Below are 21,063 nucleotides of genomic sequence, written 5' to 3' on the forward strand. Positions count from 1 at the left end.
ATGGCCTACACCGGAGACGTCGAGCGCGGCGGCCCCGCCGCCGAGCGCACCCTCGGCCCGATGACCATGCGCAAGGTCTCGGTCGGCCGGATGGACAACAACGCGTACCTGCTGACCTGCGGCGGCTCCCAGCTGCTGATCGACGCCGCGGAGGACGCGCCGACCCTGCTCAGCCTGGTCGGCCCGGCCGGCCTCGAGACGGTGGTGACCACCCACCGCCACCCCGACCACTGGCAGGCCCTGGCCGACGTGGTCGCCACCACCGGCGCCGAGTCGCTGGCCCACGAGGACGACGCGGTCGAGATCCCGGTGGTCACCCACCCCCTGGCCGACGGCGACCGGGTCACGGTCGGCGAGTGCGAGCTCGAGGTGATCCACCTGGTCGGCCATACGCCGGGCTCGATCGCGCTGCTCTATCAGGAGCCGGGCGGCATCGCCCACCTGTGGACCGGCGACTCCCTCTTCCCGGGCGGCGTCGGCAACACCCACAAGAACCGGGCCCACTTCGAGTCGCTGATCAACGACGTCTCGGCCAAGCTCTTCGACCGGCTGCCCGACGACACCTGGTTCTACCCGGGCCACGGCAAGGACTCGACCCTCGGCGCCGAGCGCCCCCACCTGGCCGAGTGGCGCGCCCGCGGCTGGTGACCGGCCACAGCAGCACCGGCGGTGAGTAGCCGGCCCGGCCATAGTTGCGCCGGCGGGCGGTCGCGGGGCAGGCCCCGGGCCCAGGTCTCAGGCGGCTCTCCAGCGAGCCTGCCTTTCGCCGGCCTTACGGGTGCAGCGCATCAACGTGCCCTTGCTCGTGCGGCCGGTCGCGCCCTCGGGCGAACAGAACGCGCCCGGGTGGACGGCGCCCGTGGCCGGCGGCTTGGTCGTCGGTTTCGGGGCCGGCTTCTTCGTAGTGACCTTGGGCTTCGGCGACGGCTTGTGGGTCGTCGACCTGGCGGCCGGCTTGGCCGCCGGCGGCTTGGCGGTCGACGGCTTCGTGGTCGGCGGCGTGAGCGTCGCGGCCGGCTCGGCGGTCGCGGGATCGCTCGCCGGCTCGGTGGGGTCGGCGGCGGCCGGGGCGGTGGTCGCCTCCGTTGCCGTTGCCGGAGAGGAATCGGCCGGCGACGACGGCTGGCAGCCTGCGACCAGGGCACCGACCACGGCCAGACCGGCGATAACACGGGAGACCTTCATCGGACCACGATGGACCCGGGCGTGTCCGGAATGGATTGGCCGACCGGGTCGGCTCCCACCCCGAACGGGCCCGGCGGGGCGACGCCCGGGACGGCTGGGCGCTCGGCCGTCCATAGCCTATATATTCAATGCAGTCAATTAGAAAAAGCCAATCTTAATGTTTCGCCGCCGCCTTCCTCCGGCGCTATTCCTTGCCAAGATCACATCGACCATGTACGATTCCTCCTGCACGGGGGTGCAAGGCTGGAGGCCCCCGCGTGCCCAATTGTTTCTGCAACGGGAGGCTCAGTGAAACTCACCATGAAGCGCAATGCGAAACGTGGCGCCCTGGCGGTAATCGCATCCGGAGCGGCCGCGGCCGCGACGCTCGCTGTGCTCCCGGCCTCACCGGCAATGGCAGCCGATGCGAAGTGCCATTCCCAGACGGTGGGTGGCGTTTCGTTCAGCCTGTGCACCGAGCGGGTCAGCTCCACCCGCGGCCGCGCTCGCATCATCGTGACCGCGGGCACTTATGCCAGCGGCACCCTTTACCTGGAGACTTCGAACGGGACCACCGACTCCGGTTGCACCTCGAGAATCAACGCCGGCAGTGAGTGTTCTTTCTCCGAGACCCGCGGCAGTGGCAATTACGTGACCATTTTCAACCCCAACGGCGGCGGCAGCTATTCCAGCGGCAACCTTTTCATCAGCTAGGTCACGCTGATTTAAAGTCCAAAACAGCACGGACCTCAATAATCTTGAGGTCCGTGCTGTTTGTGCGGATGCCCGGCCGGGGTCAGCCTTTGCCCAGCTGGGCGCCCGGCAGCACGTGGATGCCGGCCGCGAACTCGACGATCGCGGCGTTGCTCCAGCCGCGGGCGTCCCCGATCTGCACGATCAGGTAGACGCCGTTGGGCTGCTTCACGTACAGGGTGCGGCCCTCCGCCTGGCCCTCCGGTGTGATCAGGAAGCCACTCTTCCCGTCCACCGTGACCGCCGTACCCGACGGCGTGATCTGCTCGCCCTCCGACTGCAGCATGATCGCGATCTTGCCGACGAAGGTGTGCGGATCCTTGTCCTTGGCGTTCGTCGGGGCGATCGTCAGAACCGACGGGTCGACGCCCTGGATCTCCCAGCCCGACGGCACCTTGTCGATCGTGTAGCCCTTGGGCTGCTCGCCGTGGTAGGCGACGAGGGCGGCCGAGACCACGGCCGGCCAGGTCACCGCAGACCCGGGCGCGGCGGCCGGGTGGGCGGCAGGCTGCGACGCGGTGCCGTAGGCGAGGGCGGCGGTTGCCGCGGCGACGGCGAAGACGCCGGTCGCGGCCCCCTTGACCGTACGCCGGTGCCGCAGCGCCCGGCGGCCACGGGCCAGGTCGGCCGCGGCCTGGGCCTCGGAAACGTCGACGGCCGGGCCGGCCAGGCGGTCGAGCCGGTCGTGCAGTTCCATCATCGGGTAACTCCTGTCAGGGGAAGGCTGGGTGCGAGGACGGTGCGCAGCCGGTCGAGTGCCCGGGCGGTCTGGCTCTTCACCGTGCCCACGGAGCAACCGAGGGCGTCGGCGGTGTCGGCGACGTCGAGGTCGTAGAAGTAGCGGAACACCACCGCGGACCGCATCCGCGGCGGCAACTCCCGCAACGCCGTACGCAATCCGGCGTCGACCTCGTCGCCGGGTGGCGATCCCTCGACCCCGGGCCGGTCCGGCACCTCGGACATCGGCCGCTCGTGCCGCCGCCACCACCGCCGCTTCTCGTCGACCAGCGCGTTGACCAGCGTCCGCCGGAGGTAGCCGTCGGGATTGTCCGCACGGCGAAACGATGGCCAGGCCACGTAAAGCTTGGTCAATGTCGCCTGTACCAGATCTTCAGCCAGGTGCCCGTCACCGGCCGTCAGCAAGGTCGCCGTACGCACCAGCGACGCTCTTCGGTCGAGCACGAAGCTGTGGAACTGCTCGTCACGCTCTGTTGACACCAGCACTCCTCTCGCTCCCACGATCCCCTGACGATCGCGAGCCGCGCGAGGTTGCACGATCCCACACAGCACTCCTACCGACTTATCTTCAAACAGGACGAGACCGACAAAGCTTCATCAAATCGCGCCTGACAATCCGCGGCAGCGGGACCTGATCCCGTGGACCAGAATCGTTCGCAGTCGGCGGCGATGCCCGCCGATGGGCGTCTGTTCCGGCGGGGCCGTGTCCGAGCTTGCCCAGCGTGAACTGGGCGACCTGTTGATTGACTTGATCGTCCTCGGCCAGCAGCACCCGCAGCGGGGCATGCCAGGCATCATCCGGCAGCACCGGCTCGGTCGGGCTGACCGCCGCGGTGTCCAAACCACTGCCAGGTGCCTGGACCGTCACGTCACCTGCCGTGACTCGGTCGGCGGTGGCGGTGCGAACCGGCCGGCTCACCGATCGGGTGATCCACCACGCCGTCACGGCGAGGAGCACGGCAGCGATCGCCCCGCGCCGATCATCGTCCTGACCGCTGACGTCGCTTCGTCGGCTGCGCGCTGCTGTTCGGCGTGCAGGACGCCCAGCTGGTCGTGGCGCAGCGCATCGAGCTGTTGTCCAGCGTGCGCCAGCATCTCGCTGCCAGCCGTCGGTACGATGGCTGGCACCGCGGCGGCTACGGCCGGCACGCGGCCGATCACGGTTGCTGTCGAGGAGGCCGGAGCGGGCTATCGCGACGGCGTCATGCGCCTTCTCCTGAGCCGGCCGAATGCCGGAAACTGCCCACCTCGGAGCCGGTGTCAATCGCGTTCGTCGCGAGGTTCGCGGGCTGCTCCGCTCGGACGACACGGAAGGTTTTCAGGCTGGGGTCCGAGGCGTCCGGCAGCGTCATGCCGGACGCGAGCCCGGCCCGCAGATAGTCCACGACCGCGGCATTGAACCGCTCGCCGGGCAGGATCGCCGGGACGCCCGGCGGGTACGGGCTGATCATTTCCGCGCTGATCCGGCCGACCGGATCGGCGACCTGCTCGGTGCCGGCGAAGTACGCCTCCCGCGGGGTTATCGCCTGCTCCAGGTTCAGGTCCTCCAGGGCCGGAATCCGCGGCGCGGGCCGATCCGCCTGCGGCGGCTCGGCGGCCAACGTCTCCAGGGCCTCGGCGAGCCGCTCGATCGCTTCGTCGTCGTCGGAGTACGTGAGTGAGCAGACGACCCGGTGCGCGTCGCCGAGCTGCGCGGTGAGCCGCCGCTGTTCCTGCAGCCAGTCCTTGGCCTGGTAGCCGGTGATACCGAGGGCGGACACGTCGACGCTGAGCTTGAGCGGGTCCCATTCGGCGACGCCGTCCTGCCCGATGATCGACTCGTCCAGTACGGTCAGGCCGGCCGTCTTCGACAGCCGGGCCCGGAGGCCGTTGGCCCGCTGCAGCGCGTCGTCGAGCAACTGCCGCCCCTGGTGGACCATGCGGTGCCGGAAGCCGTCGATCGATCCGAACATCAGCGCCGACGGGCTGGTGGTGGTGATCAGGTCGAGTCGCAGTCGCAGGTCGACCGGGTCGACGAGGTCACCGCCGAGCAGGATCACCGACGCCTGGCAGAGGCCACCGTCGGCCTTGTGCAGGCTCTGCACCACCAGGTCGGCGCCGGCCCGGACGGCGGCGGTGGGCATGCCGGGATGAAACGGGAAGTGGGCGCCCCACGCCTCGTCGACCATCAGCGGAAGGCCGCGGGCGTGGCAGATGTCGGCGATCCCGCGTACGTCGGCGCCGGTGCCGTACTCGGTCGGCGTGATGATCAGTACGGCGCTGACATCCGGGTCGCGCCCCAGGGCCGCCTCGACGTCGCGGGCGGTCGCCGGGTGTGCGATCTGCCGTTCGTGGTCCCAGCGGGGGCGGAGCCAGACCGGCCGGGCGCCGGCCAGAACCAGGGAGGCGACCACGGACTTGTGTACGTTACGGTCGATGAGGATCTTCTTGCCGGGCCCGGTGACGGTGAGCATGGCGGTGTGGATCGAGATGCTCGAGCCGCAAGTCGTGAAGACGGCCTCGCGAGCGCCGACCGCGTCGGCGAGCAGCCGTTCGGCGTCCGGAACGGCCTGCTTCGCGGTGATCACATCGGCCTGGAACGCACCTCTTGACAGCACGGCGGCGGTGCGCTGTCGATGCCCTCGCCGAGCCGGTGACCCGGCAGCGCGAAAGTGTGGTTGCCCTGCCTGCGGTACTGCTCGATAGCATCGAGAACCGGCGTCGTGTCCTGATCCATAACTTCCGGGATACCACGTCGGCGACCTGCTGAAACCCGGTCCGGCGTCCGGCGGGCGGCGATCACCCGCCCGGCCGTGCCTTCGGCCCGTGACGGTGCCGCCCGGCTGTGCGAAGAATGTTCCTCGTGACTCTTGCCGACCAAGACCTCCGCGATGCGATCAGGCGGGAGCTGCCGCGGATACGCGCGGACCTGGAGCGCCTGATCCGGATCCCCGGTGTTGCGTTCGACGGATTCGACCATGCGCACGTCGAGCGGTCCGCCCGGACCGTGGCTGAGCTGCTGCGCGATTGCGGCCTCGACGTACAGGTCTCGCGCGCCGACGGGCAGCCGGCGGTCATCGGCCGCCGGCCCGCACCACCCGGCGCGCCGACCGTGCTTCTTTACGCCCATCACGATGTCCAACCGGCGGGCGACCCGATGCTGTGGGACGGCGATCCGTTCGAGCCGGTCGAACGTGACGGTCGGCTCTACGGCCGCGGCGCCGCCGACGACAAGGCCGGCGTGATGGCGCACATCGCCGCGCTGCGGGCCTTCGGCGACCGGCTTCCGGTTGGCGTGGTGGTGTTCGTCGAGGGTGAGGAGGAGTACGGCTCCGGGTCGCTGGACAGGCTCCTCGAACTGCACGCCGACCTCCTGCACGCCGACGTCATCGTCGTCGCTGACTCGGACAACTGGGACATCGGCCGACCGGCCCTGACCGTCTCTCTGCGCGGCGTGGTCAGCTGCTTCGTTGAGGTCGCAACGCTTGGCAACGCCGTGCACAGCGGCATGTTCGGCGGCCCGGTCCCGGACGCGTTGACCGCGCTCGTGCGCCTGCTCAGCACCCTGCACGACGAAAATGGTGAGGTCGCCGTCGGCGGGCTGACGCGCGGTGAGGGAAGCGCCGTGGAGTGGGCTGAGGATCGTTTCCGCCGGGAGGCCGGCGTCCTCGACGGCATCACCCTGCTCGGTGACGGCCGTCTCACCGACCGCGTCTGGAACCGACCCGCGATCGCTGTCCTCGGCATCGACGGGCCTCGCACCGGCGAGGCGCCCAACGCCCTCGTGCCGCGGGCACGGGCCAAGCTGAGCGTGCGCATCGCGCCCGGCGACGAGCCACAGACCGCGTACGCCGCCTTACGTGCCCACCTGGAGAAGCACGCTCCTTGGGGCGCCCACGTCCGCGTTATCGCCGAGAGCCTCGGTTCCCCCTGTCGCATCGACCCGACCGGTCCCGCCTACGACGCGGCCCGTTCCGCCATCGCCGTGGCCTGGGACGGCGTCGCTCCCGTCGAGATCGGGATCGGGGGGTCAATTCCCTGCGTCGCGACGTTTCAGCACCGGTTCCCGGCGGCCGCCATCCTCGTCACCGGCATCGAGGATCCCTACTGCGCCGCGCATGGTCCGAACGAGAGCCTGCACCTCGGGGAGTTCGCCCGCACGTGCCTCGCCGAGGCGCTTCTGCTGCGCAATCTGGCCGGTTGAGTCAGGCGGCGCAGGCAGTGGTGCAGGAGGACACGGCGAACAGGTGGCCCGTCCGTGGACCGTGGGCATGCGGCGGCCACGGCTCGCCCGGCCGCCACGGTCGCCGCCGTCCGTTTATGCGGCTTGCTCAGGGGAATGCGCGAGCCATGGAACGAGGCAGCAGCAAGCACAGTCCGCGCGTCGACGAGCAGATGAGTCAGGAAGTTCTCGGCGCCGTCCAAGGCGGCACCGAATCGCGGGCCGAGGAGTGGAAGATGGCCGAGCCGCCGGGCGAGGACCAGCCGGAGCCGACTCGGGTGACCCAGGCCGACGCGGGGAACCAGCTCAGCCGCTTCGGGCGTTACATCGGTCGGTCGGCGATGCCCGGTGATCGTGACGCCTTGATTCGCAGCGCCGAGATCCTCACCGCGCCGGACGACGTTCTTGACGATTTGAATCGGCTGCCCGACGGCGTCATTTACCACACGGTCACGGAGATCTGGTCGGCGCTCGGACGCGGGTCCACCGAGCGCGCGCCGGAAGCACGTTAGAGGCCGGGGCGAGGCCGGGTTCGCCGGTAATCATCGGGCGTCGCGCCGGTCCAGCGAGCCCCACTCGGCCGATCCCTGGGCCTCGACCATCTGCTCGGCCTCCATCAGCGCGGTGTCGGCAATCCAGGCGACCGGCCGGCGCACCTTGACCAAGGGCTCGTTGTCCGGTCCGCGACCGCGCTGATCGCCCACTAGAACCCAGGGCCGGACTTGCGGCCCGCGCAGGCTACGGAGGTGGCGGTAGTCGTACAGGCGCCGGGCGACCCAGAGCCGCGGGGACCGGTCACCCCACCATCGTTCGACGGCGAGCGGATTGGCCGACAGACCGGGCAGCGGCACCCCCGTCAGCGAATCCCGGCTGGTCTCGTCCCGGCGCAGGTCCACAGCCGGGCCGGCTGACCACCGTACATAAAGTTGATCTTTTTCCGTCGACGTGGTGACCAGTTCGGTGAGGTCGTCGAGCCCTGCGACGGTGGGTAGGCTTTCGTGCACGGGTCCCCGCGTGCCCTCGATTCGCGAGGTTTACACGCCAGCGTTCGCATGCCGAGCGGCCGGGCCGGCAGCGGCACGAGCCTGCAATGCGGCACGAGATGAACCATTAACCCGCGGGCGCGACGATCACTCACTCCCAGGGCGGGTCTCGCTGCCTGTCGAGCTGCTGTGCAGACGAGCGCGGCGCTCGTCGTTGTCCTGGAGCATCCGCTGGGCGCGGATCCGGGCCTGGCGGGCCGCCGATGCGAGGGCTATCGCATCCTCCCGGGACCTTCTGGCCGCTGCCCGGTCCGCCTCCAACCGGAGCGGTGAGACGGCCGCCTGCGGGTTCTGTGGGCCCCTGATAGTGGTATCCAGCGGGGCTGGAACCCTTCCGGTGGGCGGGCCGACATCGCGGCGCGGTGGCGTACCGGACGGTGGCCGCGGCGGCGTCATGCCGTGGGTGGAGGCCACGTCGGGGATCATCGAACGACCGGTGACATGGCGCGGCGATCCTGGGGTTCCGGGCGCTGCGCGCATGTCCGGGCGTACGGCTGCACGGGCGCGCGGCTGAGCGCCAAGAGCTGATCGTCACCGGTGATGGCGAGGATCCGGCGTGTCAGCGGGGACGGGTCACGAAGCGTGAGCCGGCCGCCCGCGGCGGTGATCATGTCGCGGGCGCGCAGGAGTGCGCCAACCCCGTGGGCGCAGACGAACGTCACGCCGGCCATGTCCAGGATCACCGGCCCGGCATGGTCACGGACGACATGGTCAACCAGTTCGATGAGCAGGTGGTCGGTGTCCCTCTCCAGGGCACCGCGAATGGTGATCACGACGTCCGGACCGCCGCCGGACAGCTCCAACGACAACGCGGATGCCGGGCCAGGACCGGACCGCAACTGGTCTTCCGAGAATTGGGTGGACACGGGACCTCCGCAGCTGAGCAGCGGCGATGCCGACCGGTAAACGTCGCGGTCGAGGATCGGCCGGCTCACGGCAAGATCGGTTGGGCTGTTACCCGGGCTCGTGTCCGAACCGAACCTCAGCGTACCTCGCAAGGGCAGATGTCGACACGATCGCCGACGCGTGAGAGAGCCGGGAGGGGCATACTGAGAGGTATCCGTGGTTCTTCCGCGCGTTGCCGTCCCGGTTGCGCCGACTTCGGTGACCAACTCCCGAGGCCTCGCTTCAGGAAGCCGGCATACCGTGCCCGAGACATCCCGGCCTGAGACATCCCAGCCTGAGACATCCCAGCCGTTCACGCCCAGCTCGACCGCCGGGCACCTGCTCGGCCTGCTCGTGCAGTCACCGGATCTGGACGCCCTGCTCACCAAACTGGCGCACCTCGCCGGCGAGGTCGTGACACCGGCCGCGGTCTGCGGCATCACGATCCGCCGTGACGGCCGTCCGTTCTCCCCGGCGGTCAGCGATTCCCTGGCCGCGCAGCTCGACGAAATCCAGTACGTCACGGACGAAGGACCGTGCCTGGACGCGCTGCGCGGCGGATCGGTCGTCGTGGTTGACGACCTCAGCCACGAGGATCGCTGGAATCAGTACCGGCCGGCCGCCATCGCCTACGGCGTCGTCAGCTCCCTGTCGCTGCCCTTGATCGTTGATGGCGAGCGCCTCGGTGCCCTGAACCTGTACTCGACCACCGCCACCGCGTTCACCGGACCACTCCGGGAGCAGGCCGAAGGGTTTGCCGTCCAGGCCATCGACGCGTTGACCCTCACCATGCGTCAGGTCCGCCAGGCGCAGATGCAAGACCAACTCGCCCAGGCCGTGGTCTCCAGCAGCGTCATCGATCAAGCGATCGGCATCCTGATGGCCGAGCAGCGCTGCACCGCGGCCGCCGCGTTCGATCTGCTGCGCCAGGCATCACAGAACCGCAACCGCAAACTCCGCGACATCGCGGGCGACCTCATTACCCGAGTCAGCGGCGCACCACCACAACCCCGGCCCGCCTTCAGAGCCGCCGCCGAAGGGCCGCCGCCGCCAAAGGAGCAGTAGCCGTCACCTCCGGCAAGTGCCAAGGCACCAATCGCCCTCTTCGGCATGAGATTTGCATATCGCCAGGGCAGCTCATCAAGAAACGCTGGCTGCCGAAGGGCCGGATAGGGCGGTGCCGCGGGAGTCGTGCGGCTACGCCCGTTTAGCCGAGTTTGCGCGAATCTGTGGGGTGTGGATGAGTTTGCGGTCAGCACTGATGCGAACGTTTGCGTTCACGCTCGTGTATGTGGGTGCGACCTATGCCGGGCGGCTGACGGTGATGGATGAGACCAGTCTGAGCCTGGTCTGGCCGGCGGCCGGTGTGTCCGCGATGTGGTTCCTGATGCAGTACGGCTCACGCTGGCGTGTCTGCGATGCCGTGGCGCTGTCCGCGGTCACGATGGGGGTCAACGTGGCGACCGGCGCGCCGCTCGGGCTCGCGCTGTGCTTCGTGGTCGCCAATCTTGTGCAGGCGTGGCTGTTCGCCTGGCTGTTCCGGCGCTGGTTGCCGCAGCTATGGGGCGGGGGCGGCGAAGAACCGTTGGCCAAACTCAGCCATCTGTGGCGACTGCTGGCAGCGGCCTTCTTGAGTACGGCTGCCGGCGCGGTCATCGGACCGACCGGGGTGTGGGCGGTCAACGGCGTGTACTCGTGGCCGGCCACGGCGGTCTGGCTGACGCGTAACACGGTCAGCATTCTGATGATCGGGGTCGCGGGTATCTGCGTCGGCCAGTCATGGCGCGAGCACCGGAAATCGTCTGACCATGCCGGAATGCGGGCTGCGTGGGCGGGCGTGCCGTTGCGCCGCCGGCTTGAGTACGTGAGCCTGGTAACGGCCTCCGCCCTCGGTTACACCGCCGTGTTCGGCGTGAATCACCGGCTCCCTCTGGCATTCACCGTGATCGCGTTGACCGTGTGGGCCGGATCGCGGCTGCACACCACGTTCGTAGTAATGCATGACCTGACGTTCGGTTGCGTGGCGGTCCTGTTCACCCTGCACGGCAGTGGGGTGTTTGCCCAGATTCCGTCACACCCGGCGCGGGCACTGGTCGCCCAGGCGTTCGTCGGCATGATCGCGGTGGTCGGCCTTGCCCTCGCGCTGGGCCGCGACGAGCGGGCGGCTCTGGTGGAGCAGCTGCGTACGGCCGAGCGCGCTGCCGCCCGCCAGGCCAAGATGATGACCGCCATCATCGATTCGATGACCGAGGGCCTCACCGTCGTCGACGCGCAAGGCCGCTTTCTGCTGCGTAATCCGGCCGTACGCAGCCTCATGGGCGGCGTGGTCAGCCAGTCCGACCGGATGGCCAACCCCCACTACTACGGCCTGTTCCACCCCGATGGCAGGCCGATGGCCGCCGAGGAGATGCCGTACCGGCGGGCGCTGGCCGGCACCGACGTGCGGAAAATTGATGTCATGGTCCGCAACCCGGGGCGCCCAGAAGGTCGGATCTTGAGTGTGAGCTCGACCGCCTTACCCGATGACAACGAGGGTGACCGCTACGCCGTCTCGATATTCCACGACGTCACCGCTGAACGCCGTCACCGCGACGAACTGGCGTCCTTCGCCGCCACCGTCGCACACGACCTGCTGAACCCGCTCGCCACGGTCGAAGGGTGGAGCGAAAACCTGGCCGACACTATCGACGACGCACCGCAACCCTCGGCCATACGCGACGCGGAGGACGCGGTACAGCGGATCCGCCGCGCCGCCGCACGCATGCGCAACATGATCAACGATTTGCTGGAATACACCACCGCCCGCGATGCCGCGCTTTCACCGAACCTGGTCGACCTCGGTGAGCTGATCAACGACATCGCGATCGCCCGTATCGACCAGGCACAGAGCAACGGCACCCCGACGCCCGCCTTCAGCATCGGTGAACTGCACCCCGTGTATGCAGACCCGGTCCTGGTGCGCCAACTGCTCGAAAACCTCGTCGCCAACGCCATCAAGTACACCGAACCCGGCGTCATGCCGCAGATCGCCATCACCACCGAGCACGCGGGCGGCCTGGTCACGGTGACGATCGACGACAACGGCATCGGCATCCCCGACGGGCAGCACGAGGCCGTCTTCGACAACTTCCACCGCGCCCACCGCGCCGGCGGCTACACCGGCACCGGACTCGGCCTGGGCATCTGCCAACGCATCGTCGAACGACACGGCGGCACCATCAAAGCGACCAACAAACCCGCCGGCCAGGGCACCCGCCTGGTCTTCACCGTGCCCGCCGATGCGACTACCGTGCCGGCGTCGCACCCTGAGCAGCCAACCACCGAACATCCGGATCTCTCATCATCGCCGACGGCATCCAAGGCTGATCCCGCCCAGACGCCGGAAGACCGGATTACGCCGGAAGACGCCTCGCAGCGCATCGAGTTGCCATCGGCCGCGGCGTTCGAACACGCCGCGCACCTGGTCCTGGACTACCTGCATGATCGGATGCCACTCGCCTTCTGGGCGGTCACTCGCGTCGAGAACGGACGACAGACCTACCTGTACCTCGACGCCGACAACGGCTACGGACTGCGACAGGGCCAAAGCCACCCCTGGCAGGACAGCTTCTGCGTGCACATGGCCGCCGGGCGGGCACCCACCGTCGCCCTCGACGCCCAGCAGATCCCGGAGTACGCGAACGCCGCGGTCAACGACCTCATCGACATCGGCACCTACGCCGGAGCGGTCATCACCGAACCCGACGGCACGGTGTTCGGCGCCATCTGCGGCCTCGACCCGCAGACACACGCCGGCGACCCTCGCATGGCCGACGCCGAACCCCTATTGGCCCTGCTCGGCGGTCTGCTCACCACCACGCTGGCCGCCGACCGGGCCCAGAGCCAGTCCACCAACGCGCTGCTGCGCGAACAGCTCACCGCCGAAACCGACGCCCTCACCGGCCTGCCGAACCGACGCGCCTGGCAACGCCTTCTCGACCAGGCCCAAGCCCGCTACGAACGCCTCGCCGACCCCACCGTCATCGCCATGCTCGACCTCGACCGGCTCAAAATCATCAACGACAGCCGGGGACACGCCGCCGGCGACGCCTACCTCGTCGCCGCCGCCGCCGCGATGCAACGCGCCCTGCGCGACACCGACATCGTCGCCCGGCTCGGCGGCGACGAATTCGCGTTCCTATTGCACAAATGTACCGAGAGCGACGCTCCCATGGTCGTCGCCCGGATCTGTTCCGAACTCGATGCCGCCGGCGTCGAAGCCTCGATCGGATGGGCCGCCGTCACCATCACCGACGGCTTCACCACCGCCATCGAAGAAGCCGACGCCGCGATGTACAGCACCAAACTCCAACGCCGCAAGAACAGAATGGTGGCCACCGCGCCACAGGAAACCGCCTGAACGGCCGAACTGGACCGGAACCGACGGAGCGCGTTGACGGTGTCAGAGCGCCCGAAAGCTGCCCTCGCAGGCATAGTCGTGGTGTTGTCCCACCCGGGTGTTGCGCCGCTATCCATCAGCGCTGACGCCCGCGTTCCGTCGGGCCGCCGCCGACTGCTCCGTCTCGAAAGTTGCATAATGCAAGGAGTGCAGGCGGCATGGTTGCGCGGCGGGTCGATCGCTGAAGCACCAGGTTCCCTGCGGAAGGCGGCTACGCGGGAACCGGCAGTACGGACGTGGATCAGGGAGGTTGATGTGGTGGACAGAATCGCCGACATCTGGGGCCCGGGAATGCCCCACCCGAAGGGCACCGTCTGGCCGGCCCGGGTCGACCTGCACCTGGACGCCGGGCTCACCGAGGAGCAGATCGACCGGTGGGTGCCCGGCGCCTGCCTGCTGTGCAGCAACGGCTGCGGCTGCGACATCGCGGTCAAGGACGGCCGCATGGTGGGCGTCCGCGGACGGGCCACCGACGTGGTCAACCATGGCCGGCTCGGACCCAAAGGCCTGTACGGCAGCACCGCCTGGGCGCAGGCACCGGACCGGCTGACCCGGCCGATGATCCGCGACGGCGGCATCCTGACCGACTGCACCTGGGAGACCGCGATGGGCCGGGTGGTGGAGACCTCCCGGCGCCTGCTGCGCGAGAAGGGACCGCTGTCGCACGGCTTCTACACCAGCGGCCAGCTGTTCCTCGAGGAGTACTACACCCTCGCCGTGCTCGGCAAAGCCGGCATCGGCACACCGCACATGGACGGCAACACCCGGCTGTGCACGGCGACCGCGGCGTCGGCGCTGAAGGAGTCCTTCGGCACCGACGGGCAGCCGGGCTCCTACACCGACATCGAGCACTGCGACGCCATCTTCCTGTACGGGCACAACATGGCGGAGACACAGACGGTGCTGTGGACGCGGATCCTCGACCGGACCCGCGCCGCCGACCCGCCGGTGCTGGTGTGTGTCGACCCGCGGCGCACCAGGGTGGCCGAGGAGGCGGAGCGAACCGGTGGCGTCCACCTGGCTCCCCGCGTGGGCACGAACCTCGCCCTGATGAACGGCCTGACCCGGGAGCTGTTCGAGAACGGCTGGGTGGACGAGGACTGGGTGCGGGAGCACACGCTCGGCGCCGACGACCTGCGGGACACTGTGGACTCCTACCCGCCGGAGCGGGTGGCCGAGATCTGCGGGGTGGCGCCGGACGATCTGCGCCGCGCCGCCCGCATCTTCGGGGAGAGCGGCAACGTGCTCTCCACGGTGCTGCAGGGCTTCTACCAGTCCCATCAGGCGACCGCGTCCGCGGTGGCGGTCAACAACCTGCATCTGCTGCGGGGGCTGATCGGCCGGCCCGGCTCGGGAATCCTGCAGATGAACGGCCAGCCGACCGCGCAGAACAACCGCGAGTGCGGCGCCGACGGTGACCTGCCCGGCTTCCGCAACTGGGACAACCCGCGGCACGTGGAGCAGCTGGCGGAACTGTGGAACGTCGACCCGCTGGTGATCCCGCACTGGGCCGCACCCACCCACGCCATGCAGATCGTCAGCTACGCCGAGGAGGGCTCGATCGGCTTCCTCTGGATCTCGGCGACGAACCCGGCGGTGTCGATGCCGGAGTCGGCCCGGATCCGCCGCGTCCTCGCCGGGGAACAGTGCTTCGTGGTGGTGCAGGACCTGTTCCTGACCGAGACCGCCCGGCTCGCCGACGTGGTGCTGCCGGCCGCCGGCTGGGGCGAGAAGACCGGGACGTTCACCAACGTCAACCGCACCGTGCACCTGTCCGAGAGAGCGGTCGAGCCACCCGGGGAGGCGCGCAGCGATCTCGACATCTTCCTGGCGTACGCCGAGGCGATGGATTTCCGCGACCGCGACGGGGCCCCGCTGATCACGTGGCGTACGGCCGAGGAGGCGTTCGACGCGTGGCGGGAGGCGACCCGGGGACGGCCGGTCGACTACACCGGCCTGTCGTACGACAAGCTGCGCGGCCCCACCGGAATCCCGTGGCCGGTCAACGAGGAGCACCCGGAGGGCACCGACCGGCTCTACGCCGACGCGGTGTTCCCGACCGGCACCGAGGTCTGCGAGACCTACGGTCACGACCTGCTCACCGGCGCCGCGGTGACCGAGCAGGAACACCGGGCGGTGCGCCCGGCCGGCCGAGCGTTTCTCAAGGGCGCCGAGTACGCGCCGGCGCATGAGCCGACCAGCGATGAATACCCGTTGCTCTACACCACCGGCCGCACCGTCTACCAGTTCCACACCCGCACCAAGACCGCCCGTTCCCGCTCGCTCCGTGAGGCGGCCCCCGAGATGTGGGTCGAGCTGTCCCCGGTCGACGCCGAGCGCCTGGGCATCGCCGAGGGCGACGTCGTACGGGTCGAGTCCCCTCGCGGCGCCTTGGAGGCGCAGGCGCGGGTCGGCCGCGTCATGCCGGGAGCGGTGTTCGCGCCGTTCCACTACGGCACGCCCGGCCTGCCCGGTGAGGTGCCCCGGCAGGCGAACGAGCTCACGATGACCGTGTGGGATCCGGTGTCGAAACAGCCGTACTTCAAGACCGCCGCGTGCCGCGTCCGCAAGGTTCGTGACGGCGGCGGACCGGCGAAGGCCCCGACCACGGGCGCGTCCGCACCGGTGACCCCGGGCACGGTGCCCGAAACGGCCGGGGGAGCGCCCACGATCAGCCGGGCGGTGCCGACACCGGCGTACCCGAACGACCCCGCCCGATCCGAGCCGCCGGGAGGCCGCTGATGAACCTGATCGTCTACCTGGGCCTCGTGCACCACGCCGAGCAGACCATGGCCGACTCGCTGCGCACGGTCGGACACGGCCACGCCCAGCATCCCGACGTCCTCTTCACCTGTCAGACGCTTGCGGCGATGAGCGACGACCACGTCCGGCGCCTGACCCCGATCGTCGAACGGTACGGCGAACAATGGCACGGCGACGACGTCGACGAACCCGACCGGCTGCACGCCGACGGCCTCGCGGAAGTACGCACCGGCCCGGTCGGCCTGCTACGCGACCTGCAGGATCTGCATGTGCTCGGCACCCTCGCGCAGACGACGTGGACGGTCGTGCGCCAGGCCGCACAGGCCCTTCGCGACACTGACCTCATCGAGCTCTGCGAGCTCGCCTCCAGCCAAACCTCCCGCCAGCTGTCCTGGCTCAACACCCGGATGAAGGCCGCCGCACCTCAGGCGCTGATCGTCGCTCGCTGACGCGGTGCGAAATGACATATTGCCGCGAGCACCTGGCGATGACGGCGGGCAAAGGCCCCATCCGCGGCGGTCGACGGCCGGCCGACCATCAGATCGGGAACGTTGACGCAGGACGCCGGATCAGTGCTCGCCGTTGTGCCGAGCACTGATCCAGCGTCGGGCGGTCGGCTGGGTGCCTCAGGACTTGGAGATGGCGTCCACGAGGTCACCGACGGGGCGGTCGGACAGGGCGCGGGCCACGTCGGCCAGCGCGACCATACCGACCAGGTTGTGACCGTCGATGACCGGCAACCGCCGCACCTGGTGTGAGCCCATGGTGCGCAGGATTTCCGCGGCGTCGTCGTCCGCGCCGATCGTGACGGGTTTGCCCTGGGCGAGCTCGCCGGCGGTGACCTCGGCCGGGTTCCGGCCCTGTGCGAGGGCCTTGACGACGATGTCGCGGTCGGTGAGCATGCCCTTGAGCCGGTTGTCCTGGCCGCAGATGGGCAGGGAGCCGACGTCGAGCTGGGCCATCTTCTGGGCGGCATCGGCCAGGGACTCATTCTCGCCGATGCACGTCACGTCCGGGGTCATGATCTCTCTTGCGCTGGGCATGGGCTCGCTCCTTGCTCCTCGCCGGGTTGATGCGATACACCGTCGGCATACCCGGGCATCCGCCGTTGATGCATCCGCGGTCCGGCACCGTCCGTACGATGACGCTTGCGACGGCGCAGCGAACGCACACCATCAACCATCATCTTCGTCCGCTGTCAGGCGCAGCTTCTGCCAGGGAACCTCTTGGGCGTTGCGGCGCAGGATGAGCCGGGCGAGGTGTTCGAGGATCCAGGGCCTGGTCATCTCGCGGCGTTCGTAGCCGAGCAGCCTGCCCCAGTGGTGTTGGACGACGATGGCGGCGGTGACGCGCTGCTGGGCGCCGTCCGGGCCGGGTTCGGTGATCAGGTCGGCGATGCGGCCGATCGGCTTGCCGGTGTCGTCGTGCACGCGTCGGCCGAGGATGTCGCTGGCGCGGCCGACGCGCGGGTCAGGACTCATGAGTGGCTCCCGGGATGCGTTGGATCAGGTGGTCCCTGAGCCAGGTCTCCAGCGGTGGGTCTTGCAGCAGCGCGCGGTTGACGGACAGGTTGACGGCGCTGTCTACGTGGGTGACCAGGTCGATGCTGATGCGCATGGGTGGGCGGTCCGGGGAGTCGGACAGGCGCCTTGCGGCGCCGGCGATCCACCGGCCGAGCCGGCCGCCGATGCGGTCGCCGAGGACTGCCTGGCCGAGCAGCAGGGCGGTGACGTGCGGGGTGCCGGTGTCGTCGTAGGTGAGTTCGACGTCGTCGACCTTGCCGACGGGTGCGCCGTCGCGGTCGATGATCTGCCGATCGAGCAGGTCGAAGCCGATGAGCATGACTAGCCGCCTCCCATCCGGGTGATGATCATGAGGGGTATCGCGGCGACGGCCGCGGCGAGCACGATGATCAGGTATGTGACGCCGAGGGTGTTGGCGAGCCGGCCGTTGACCCGGTTGCCGAGGTAGCCGCGGTCGTTGGCCACGACGAGGATCGGCAGATAGGTCAACGGCAGGGCCACGGCGCTGAACACCAGGGTGTACTCGGTGAGCTGGATCGGGTCGATGCTGGTCATCAGCACCGCAACGCCGGTGAGGATGGCAACCATGACCACGGTGTGGAAACGGGCCGCGTTGCGCGGCCGGCGTAGTTTTCCCCAGGTCCAGCCGAAGTACTGGGCGACGGTGTACCCGGTGGACAGACCGGTCTCCATGGCGGCACCGAAGGTGGCGGCGAAGAACCCGAGGATCGCCGCCGCCAGGCCGAGCTTGCCGAGGGCGATCGCTGCGGGCATGGCGACCTGCGACAGGGTGTCGACCGACATCGACAGCGGGTGGAAGACGGCCGCGGAGGTGAGCATCAGGGCGAAGGCCAGCAGACCGCCCAGCGGGAAGCCGACGAACACGTTGACCCGTGAGGTGATCAGGTCGCGGGTGGTCCAGCGTTCCTCGACCGCACCGGAGGAGAAGAAGAACACCTCGTACGGGGTGAGCGCCGAGGCGAACAGGGCCACAGCGAAGAACCAGTAGGTGCCCCAGTCCTCACCGTGCGACGGCCCGGGATGCGCCGCCTGCTGCCACAGGCTGCCGTAGTCGGCCGGCAACCGGAAGAACGCGATCACGAACACGATCAGGACGAGTCCGGTCACCCCGAACACGTTCTCGAGCACGCTGAATTTGACCCGCCACAGCGCTACCCACAGGACGAAGGCAACCACCGGGACCCACAGCAGGTAGTCGACGCTGGTCGCCAACTGCAGCGCCAGACCGACTCCGCCGAGCTCGGCGCCCAGGGTCAGCACGGTGACCAGCAGCGACCCGGCGAGGTTGGCCAGGGCGACGCGCGGGCCGAGGCGTTCGCGGACCAGGTCGAACACCGGCCGGCCGCTGACCGCGGTGACCCGGCCGGCCATCTCGGCGTACGCGCAGATGCCGATCACGCCGACCAGCAGGACCCAGGCGTGTGCGATGCCGAAGCGGGCGCCCGCTTCGGCGTTGGCGACAATGTCGCCGATGTCGACGAAACCGCCGATGGCGGTCAGAATGCCCAGGGCGATGGCGAGGAATTTCTTCATGGCCGGCTCACTGGTGTGCCGTGATGAAGTCGTCGAGGTGCTGCGCCAGCGTGTCCAGTTCGGCCGCGCCGCTGCGCAGGGTGCTGTTGTCGCTCGCTTGCGAGGTGTCGCCGAGGGCGGTCACGGCCGCGGACAGCAGCGGTGCCAGGCCGTCCCGTAGCGCCGCCGAACGGGCATCCGGCGGCCCCTGGTTCGCGAACTTCTTCTGCGCTCCCGCCAGAGCCTGGCCGGCGTCCTCGAACGCTGTCCGGGCGAACAAGCTGGTCACGCGACCCGCCAGTTGTTGTTCCGCGGTCAGCCGACCGGTCTGCGCCGCGTCGTGCGCGGACTCGGCCACCTGCAGCATGGTGCGGTGATACGCCCGGTAATCCGCGGGCCGGGACAGGTAATACGCGAACCCGGCCCAGAACAACGCCACCGCGGTCACCGCCACGGCGAACCTCGTCTTCGTCGACATGGATCCACGTATACCCATGCGGCACCATTTTGGATCACGCGTCTGAGGCTGGCGGGCTGCTATCCCTCCACGCCGGTGGCGGTGTGTGCGCTGCCGACGGGCTTGGACTGCGGTGACCCGCGCTGGCGCAGGTAGATCGCCAAGATCGCCATCGAGGCCACGGCCAGTAACTCGGACTGCCAGTTCTGCAGGGTGCGGTTCCAGAAGTCCGGCTCAGTCAGGTACTGCGGCCAGGACACGGGGTCTTCCAGGTTGCCCAGTTGCTCCTCGTTGAAGGCGGCGACGCCGGCGATGGACTGGCCCAGCCAGGACAGCAGGAAGATCAGGCCCATTATCAGGCCGAGCGAGTTGGAGAACAGCCACAGCTTGAACCCCCGCGTGCGGGCCCATTTCGGTGAGCTGGCGTCGGCGTACGTGCCGATCTTCTGGTCCTGATCTGACTCGCGGCCCGCCTTGCCGAGCTCCTTGGACTCCGGTGACCCTTTCTGCAGCAGCCAGACGGTCAGGAAGATGTAGAGGAAGAACTGCAGGTATTCCGACTGCCAGTTCTCCAGGACATCGGCGCCGAAGCTGGCCGAGGTGATGTACCGCCCAAACGACACCGGGTTCAGGCCCTCGGAGAGCTGCTGCTGGTTGAAATCGGCGTGCCCGGCGAAGGCCTGTGCGACCAGCACGATCAGGAAGAGCAGCCCGAACACCAGGCCCAGGGCGTTCTCCCGTAGGAACCGTTTCACCGGTGCAGCACCCCCAGCGTCGAGAAGTAGATCAGGCCGGCGGCGACGACCAGCAGAAGCAGCACGAACTGGAAACGCATCGCTCAACCTCCCTGCAGCGTGCAGTCGTACGGCCGGTCGCCCTGGGAACTGCAGCCGGCGGCCACCACTCGCCAGCCGTCGCCGAAGACGCCCAGGAAAACGGTGTCGTCGGAGAGCCGCACCTGCGCCCACTGCCCGTACACGGCAGTGTGCGCGACCGCACCGGGCTTGGGCAGGTCCTCCTCCAGGATCGCTTGAGCACACGGCTTGCCGGCCGACTCCTGAAGCTCCGACACCGTCTCGGGAGCCAGCACCGCGCACGCCTGCGCACCGTCCTGTCCGTCGACCGCCGTCAGCATCCGCACAGCAGCCCCGGACGCCGCAGCTTCGCGGTCACCGACCGAACCGCAGCCGGCCACAGCGAGCAGCCCCAGCGAAGCCGTCACCACCAAGGTCCACTTCATGGCGGCCAACATGCCCACATAGTGCCAATTTCAATCGTGAGGACACCGGAGATGCCGTCCTCTTCGTGGACTCCGCCGGGGTGTCCACCGGCGATTGCCGCTACGCACCGGCCATCGGCGCCAGCGAGCACAAGGACGACGCGGGGCATCAGCGCGGTGACGGTGATGCCGGTGTCCTTGAGCTCGTTGCGCAGCACCTCGGACAGGGAAAACGCGTCCGGTCCCGCGCCGCGCCGGTCCGGCAACACCGGACGGTAATGTACCGAAATACCGAAACGTGGGGACTTCGGCAGTACCCCGATGGCTGTCTCGTCCGGCCGGTCAT

General features: G+C 69.1%; 25 protein-coding genes. 8 read left to right on the forward strand and 17 right to left on the reverse strand.

What is annotated here, in order from left to right; genetic code table 11:
* Complete coding sequence (locus ACIA5C_RS04875; RefSeq protein ID WP_396051305.1) at window positions 1-648, forward strand: MBL fold metallo-hydrolase; 648 nt, start codon at window positions 1-3, stop codon at window positions 646-648.
* Window positions 649-735: 87 nt separating this feature from the next.
* On the opposite strand, the gene ACIA5C_RS04880 is transcribed toward ACIA5C_RS04875, so the two are convergent.
* The gene (locus tag ACIA5C_RS04880; protein WP_396051306.1) at window positions 736-1,185 is read right to left on the reverse strand and encodes a hypothetical protein; all 450 of its coding nucleotides are present in this window, start codon (window positions 1,183-1,185) and stop codon (window positions 736-738) included.
* A 288-nt stretch (window positions 1,186-1,473) separates the two neighbouring features.
* On the opposite strand from ACIA5C_RS04880, the gene ACIA5C_RS04885 reads away from it, so the two are divergent.
* A complete protein-coding gene (locus tag ACIA5C_RS04885) occupies window positions 1,474-1,878 on the forward strand; it encodes a hypothetical protein (protein ID WP_396051308.1) in 405 nt (134 codons plus the stop codon).
* A gap of 82 nt (window positions 1,879-1,960) precedes the next feature.
* On the opposite strand, the gene ACIA5C_RS04890 is transcribed toward ACIA5C_RS04885, so the two are convergent.
* From ACIA5C_RS04890 to ACIA5C_RS04915, 6 genes are all read right to left on the reverse strand, one after another.
* Complete coding sequence (locus ACIA5C_RS04890) at window positions 1,961-2,617, reverse strand: hypothetical protein (RefSeq protein ID WP_396051310.1); 657 nt, start codon at window positions 2,615-2,617, stop codon at window positions 1,961-1,963.
* Window positions 2,614-3,135, reverse strand: a complete 522-nt coding sequence (locus ACIA5C_RS04895; protein WP_396051311.1) for a SigE family RNA polymerase sigma factor — start codon at window positions 3,133-3,135, stop codon at window positions 2,614-2,616. The genes ACIA5C_RS04890 and ACIA5C_RS04895 overlap by 4 nt, the downstream gene beginning before the upstream one ends.
* Before the next feature lie 88 nt (window positions 3,136-3,223).
* Entirely contained in the window at window positions 3,224-3,613 is a 390-nt protein-coding gene (locus ACIA5C_RS04900; RefSeq protein WP_396051312.1) for a hypothetical protein, read from the reverse strand.
* Window positions 3,598-3,816: a hypothetical protein gene (locus tag ACIA5C_RS04905; protein WP_396051313.1), complete on the reverse strand. Its 219-nt coding sequence runs from the start codon at window positions 3,814-3,816 to the stop codon at window positions 3,598-3,600. Before ACIA5C_RS04905 ends, ACIA5C_RS04900 begins: the two co-directional genes overlap by 16 nt.
* Before the next feature lie 41 nt (window positions 3,817-3,857).
* Window positions 3,858-5,222, reverse strand: a complete 1,365-nt coding sequence (locus ACIA5C_RS04910; RefSeq protein WP_396051315.1) for an aminotransferase class I/II-fold pyridoxal phosphate-dependent enzyme — start codon at window positions 5,220-5,222, stop codon at window positions 3,858-3,860.
* Window positions 5,219-5,371 (reverse strand): hypothetical protein, encoded by a 153-nt coding sequence (locus ACIA5C_RS04915; RefSeq protein WP_396051317.1) that lies wholly within the window; start codon window positions 5,369-5,371, stop codon window positions 5,219-5,221. Before ACIA5C_RS04915 ends, ACIA5C_RS04910 begins: the two co-directional genes overlap by 4 nt.
* 126 nt (window positions 5,372-5,497) lie before the next feature.
* Here ACIA5C_RS04915 and ACIA5C_RS04920 point away from each other — a divergent pair, with 126 nt between their 5' ends.
* A complete protein-coding gene (locus ACIA5C_RS04920; protein WP_396051319.1) occupies window positions 5,498-6,838 on the forward strand; it encodes a dipeptidase in 1,341 nt (446 codons plus the stop codon).
* Window positions 6,839-6,984: 146 nt separating this feature from the next.
* Window positions 6,985-7,368, forward strand: coding sequence for a DUF2795 domain-containing protein (locus ACIA5C_RS04925; protein WP_396052027.1), 384 nt, complete (start codon window positions 6,985-6,987; stop codon window positions 7,366-7,368).
* A 30-nt stretch (window positions 7,369-7,398) separates the two neighbouring features.
* Here ACIA5C_RS04925 and ACIA5C_RS04930 read toward each other — a convergent pair whose 3' ends face one another.
* Both ACIA5C_RS04930 and ACIA5C_RS04935 read right to left on the reverse strand, forming a co-directional pair.
* The gene (locus tag ACIA5C_RS04930; protein ID WP_396051320.1) at window positions 7,399-7,860 is read right to left on the reverse strand and encodes a DUF6098 family protein; all 462 of its coding nucleotides are present in this window, start codon (window positions 7,858-7,860) and stop codon (window positions 7,399-7,401) included.
* A 461-nt stretch (window positions 7,861-8,321) separates the two neighbouring features.
* A complete protein-coding gene (locus ACIA5C_RS04935; RefSeq protein WP_396051322.1) occupies window positions 8,322-8,765 on the reverse strand; it encodes an STAS domain-containing protein in 444 nt (147 codons plus the stop codon).
* A 280-nt stretch (window positions 8,766-9,045) separates the two neighbouring features.
* Here ACIA5C_RS04935 and ACIA5C_RS04940 point away from each other — a divergent pair, with 280 nt between their 5' ends.
* The 4 genes from ACIA5C_RS04940 (at window position 9,046) to ACIA5C_RS04955 (ending at window position 16,434) form a co-directional block, all read left to right on the forward strand.
* Window positions 9,046-9,849: a GAF and ANTAR domain-containing protein gene (locus ACIA5C_RS04940; protein ID WP_396051325.1), complete on the forward strand. Its 804-nt coding sequence runs from the start codon at window positions 9,046-9,048 to the stop codon at window positions 9,847-9,849.
* Window positions 9,850-10,075: 226 nt separating this feature from the next.
* Window positions 10,076-13,183 (forward strand): diguanylate cyclase domain-containing protein, encoded by a 3,108-nt coding sequence (locus ACIA5C_RS04945; RefSeq protein WP_396051327.1) that lies wholly within the window; start codon window positions 10,076-10,078, stop codon window positions 13,181-13,183.
* A 297-nt stretch (window positions 13,184-13,480) separates the two neighbouring features.
* On the forward strand, window positions 13,481-15,964 hold the full coding sequence (locus tag ACIA5C_RS04950; protein ID WP_396051329.1) for a molybdopterin oxidoreductase family protein: 2,484 nt from the start codon (window positions 13,481-13,483) through the stop codon (window positions 15,962-15,964).
* The gene (locus tag ACIA5C_RS04955) at window positions 15,964-16,434 is read left to right on the forward strand and encodes a hypothetical protein (RefSeq protein WP_396051331.1); all 471 of its coding nucleotides are present in this window, start codon (window positions 15,964-15,966) and stop codon (window positions 16,432-16,434) included. Before ACIA5C_RS04950 ends, ACIA5C_RS04955 begins: the two co-directional genes overlap by 1 nt.
* 177 nt (window positions 16,435-16,611) lie before the next feature.
* On the opposite strand, the gene ACIA5C_RS04960 is transcribed toward ACIA5C_RS04955, so the two are convergent.
* From ACIA5C_RS04960 to ACIA5C_RS04995, 8 genes are all read right to left on the reverse strand, one after another.
* On the reverse strand, window positions 16,612-17,028 hold the full coding sequence (locus ACIA5C_RS04960) for a CBS domain-containing protein (RefSeq protein ID WP_396051332.1): 417 nt from the start codon (window positions 17,026-17,028) through the stop codon (window positions 16,612-16,614).
* Between the two features lie 132 nt (window positions 17,029-17,160).
* Complete coding sequence (locus ACIA5C_RS04965) at window positions 17,161-17,466, reverse strand: PRC-barrel domain-containing protein (RefSeq protein WP_396051334.1); 306 nt, start codon at window positions 17,464-17,466, stop codon at window positions 17,161-17,163.
* Window positions 17,456-17,827 carry a PRC-barrel domain-containing protein gene (locus ACIA5C_RS04970; protein ID WP_396051336.1) on the reverse strand — a complete coding sequence of 124 codons (372 nt, stop codon included), beginning with the start codon at window positions 17,825-17,827 and terminating at the stop codon, window positions 17,456-17,458. The genes ACIA5C_RS04965 and ACIA5C_RS04970 overlap by 11 nt, the downstream gene beginning before the upstream one ends.
* A 2-nt stretch (window positions 17,828-17,829) precedes the next feature.
* Window positions 17,830-19,062, reverse strand: a complete 1,233-nt coding sequence (locus ACIA5C_RS04975; protein WP_396051338.1) for an NRAMP family divalent metal transporter — start codon at window positions 19,060-19,062, stop codon at window positions 17,830-17,832.
* Between the two features lie 7 nt (window positions 19,063-19,069).
* On the reverse strand, window positions 19,070-19,519 hold the full coding sequence (locus ACIA5C_RS04980; RefSeq protein WP_396051340.1) for a hypothetical protein: 450 nt from the start codon (window positions 19,517-19,519) through the stop codon (window positions 19,070-19,072).
* A 59-nt stretch (window positions 19,520-19,578) separates the two neighbouring features.
* Window positions 19,579-20,253: a DUF6766 family protein gene (locus ACIA5C_RS04985; RefSeq protein WP_396051342.1), complete on the reverse strand. Its 675-nt coding sequence runs from the start codon at window positions 20,251-20,253 to the stop codon at window positions 19,579-19,581.
* A gap of 83 nt (window positions 20,254-20,336) precedes the next feature.
* Window positions 20,337-20,738 carry a hypothetical protein gene (locus ACIA5C_RS04990; RefSeq protein ID WP_396051343.1) on the reverse strand — a complete coding sequence of 134 codons (402 nt, stop codon included), beginning with the start codon at window positions 20,736-20,738 and terminating at the stop codon, window positions 20,337-20,339.
* Window positions 20,735-20,986, reverse strand: coding sequence for a hypothetical protein (locus ACIA5C_RS04995; RefSeq protein ID WP_396051345.1), 252 nt, complete (start codon window positions 20,984-20,986; stop codon window positions 20,735-20,737). The genes ACIA5C_RS04990 and ACIA5C_RS04995 overlap by 4 nt, the downstream gene beginning before the upstream one ends.
* Window positions 20,987-21,063: the final 77 nt, after the last annotated feature.

The sequence above is a fragment of the Actinoplanes sp. NPDC051343 genome (genome assembly GCF_044455125.1).
GTDB lineage: Bacteria > Actinomycetota > Actinomycetes > Mycobacteriales > Micromonosporaceae > Actinoplanes.

What these genes read in the sequence shown, in the direction of transcription:
- ACIA5C_RS04990 (WP_396051343.1), bottom strand. Translation starts at nt 20,738, where the DNA reads ATGAAGTGGACCTTGGTGGTGACGGCTTCGCTGGGGCTGCTCGCTGTG.
- ACIA5C_RS04875 (WP_396051305.1), top strand. Translation starts at nt 1, where the DNA reads ATGGCCTACACCGGAGACGTCGAGCGCGGCGGCCCCGCCGCCGAGCGC.
- ACIA5C_RS04880 (WP_396051306.1), bottom strand. Translation starts at nt 1,185, where the DNA reads ATGAAGGTCTCCCGTGTTATCGCCGGTCTGGCCGTGGTCGGTGCCCTG.
- ACIA5C_RS04915 (WP_396051317.1), bottom strand. Translation starts at nt 5,371, where the DNA reads ATGGATCAGGACACGACGCCGGTTCTCGATGCTATCGAGCAGTACCGC.
- ACIA5C_RS04975 (WP_396051338.1), bottom strand. Translation starts at nt 19,062, where the DNA reads ATGAAGAAATTCCTCGCCATCGCCCTGGGCATTCTGACCGCCATCGGC.
- ACIA5C_RS04925 (WP_396052027.1), top strand. Translation starts at nt 6,985, where the DNA reads ATGGAACGAGGCAGCAGCAAGCACAGTCCGCGCGTCGACGAGCAGATG.
- ACIA5C_RS04960 (WP_396051332.1), bottom strand. Translation starts at nt 17,028, where the DNA reads ATGCCCAGCGCAAGAGAGATCATGACCCCGGACGTGACGTGCATCGGC.
- ACIA5C_RS04970 (WP_396051336.1), bottom strand. Translation starts at nt 17,827, where the DNA reads ATGCTCATCGGCTTCGACCTGCTCGATCGGCAGATCATCGACCGCGAC.
- ACIA5C_RS04955 (WP_396051331.1), top strand. Translation starts at nt 15,964, where the DNA reads ATGAACCTGATCGTCTACCTGGGCCTCGTGCACCACGCCGAGCAGACC.
- ACIA5C_RS04890 (WP_396051310.1), bottom strand. Translation starts at nt 2,617, where the DNA reads ATGATGGAACTGCACGACCGGCTCGACCGCCTGGCCGGCCCGGCCGTC.
- ACIA5C_RS04980 (WP_396051340.1), bottom strand. Translation starts at nt 19,519, where the DNA reads ATGTCGACGAAGACGAGGTTCGCCGTGGCGGTGACCGCGGTGGCGTTG.
- ACIA5C_RS04965 (WP_396051334.1), bottom strand. Translation starts at nt 17,466, where the DNA reads ATGAGTCCTGACCCGCGCGTCGGCCGCGCCAGCGACATCCTCGGCCGA.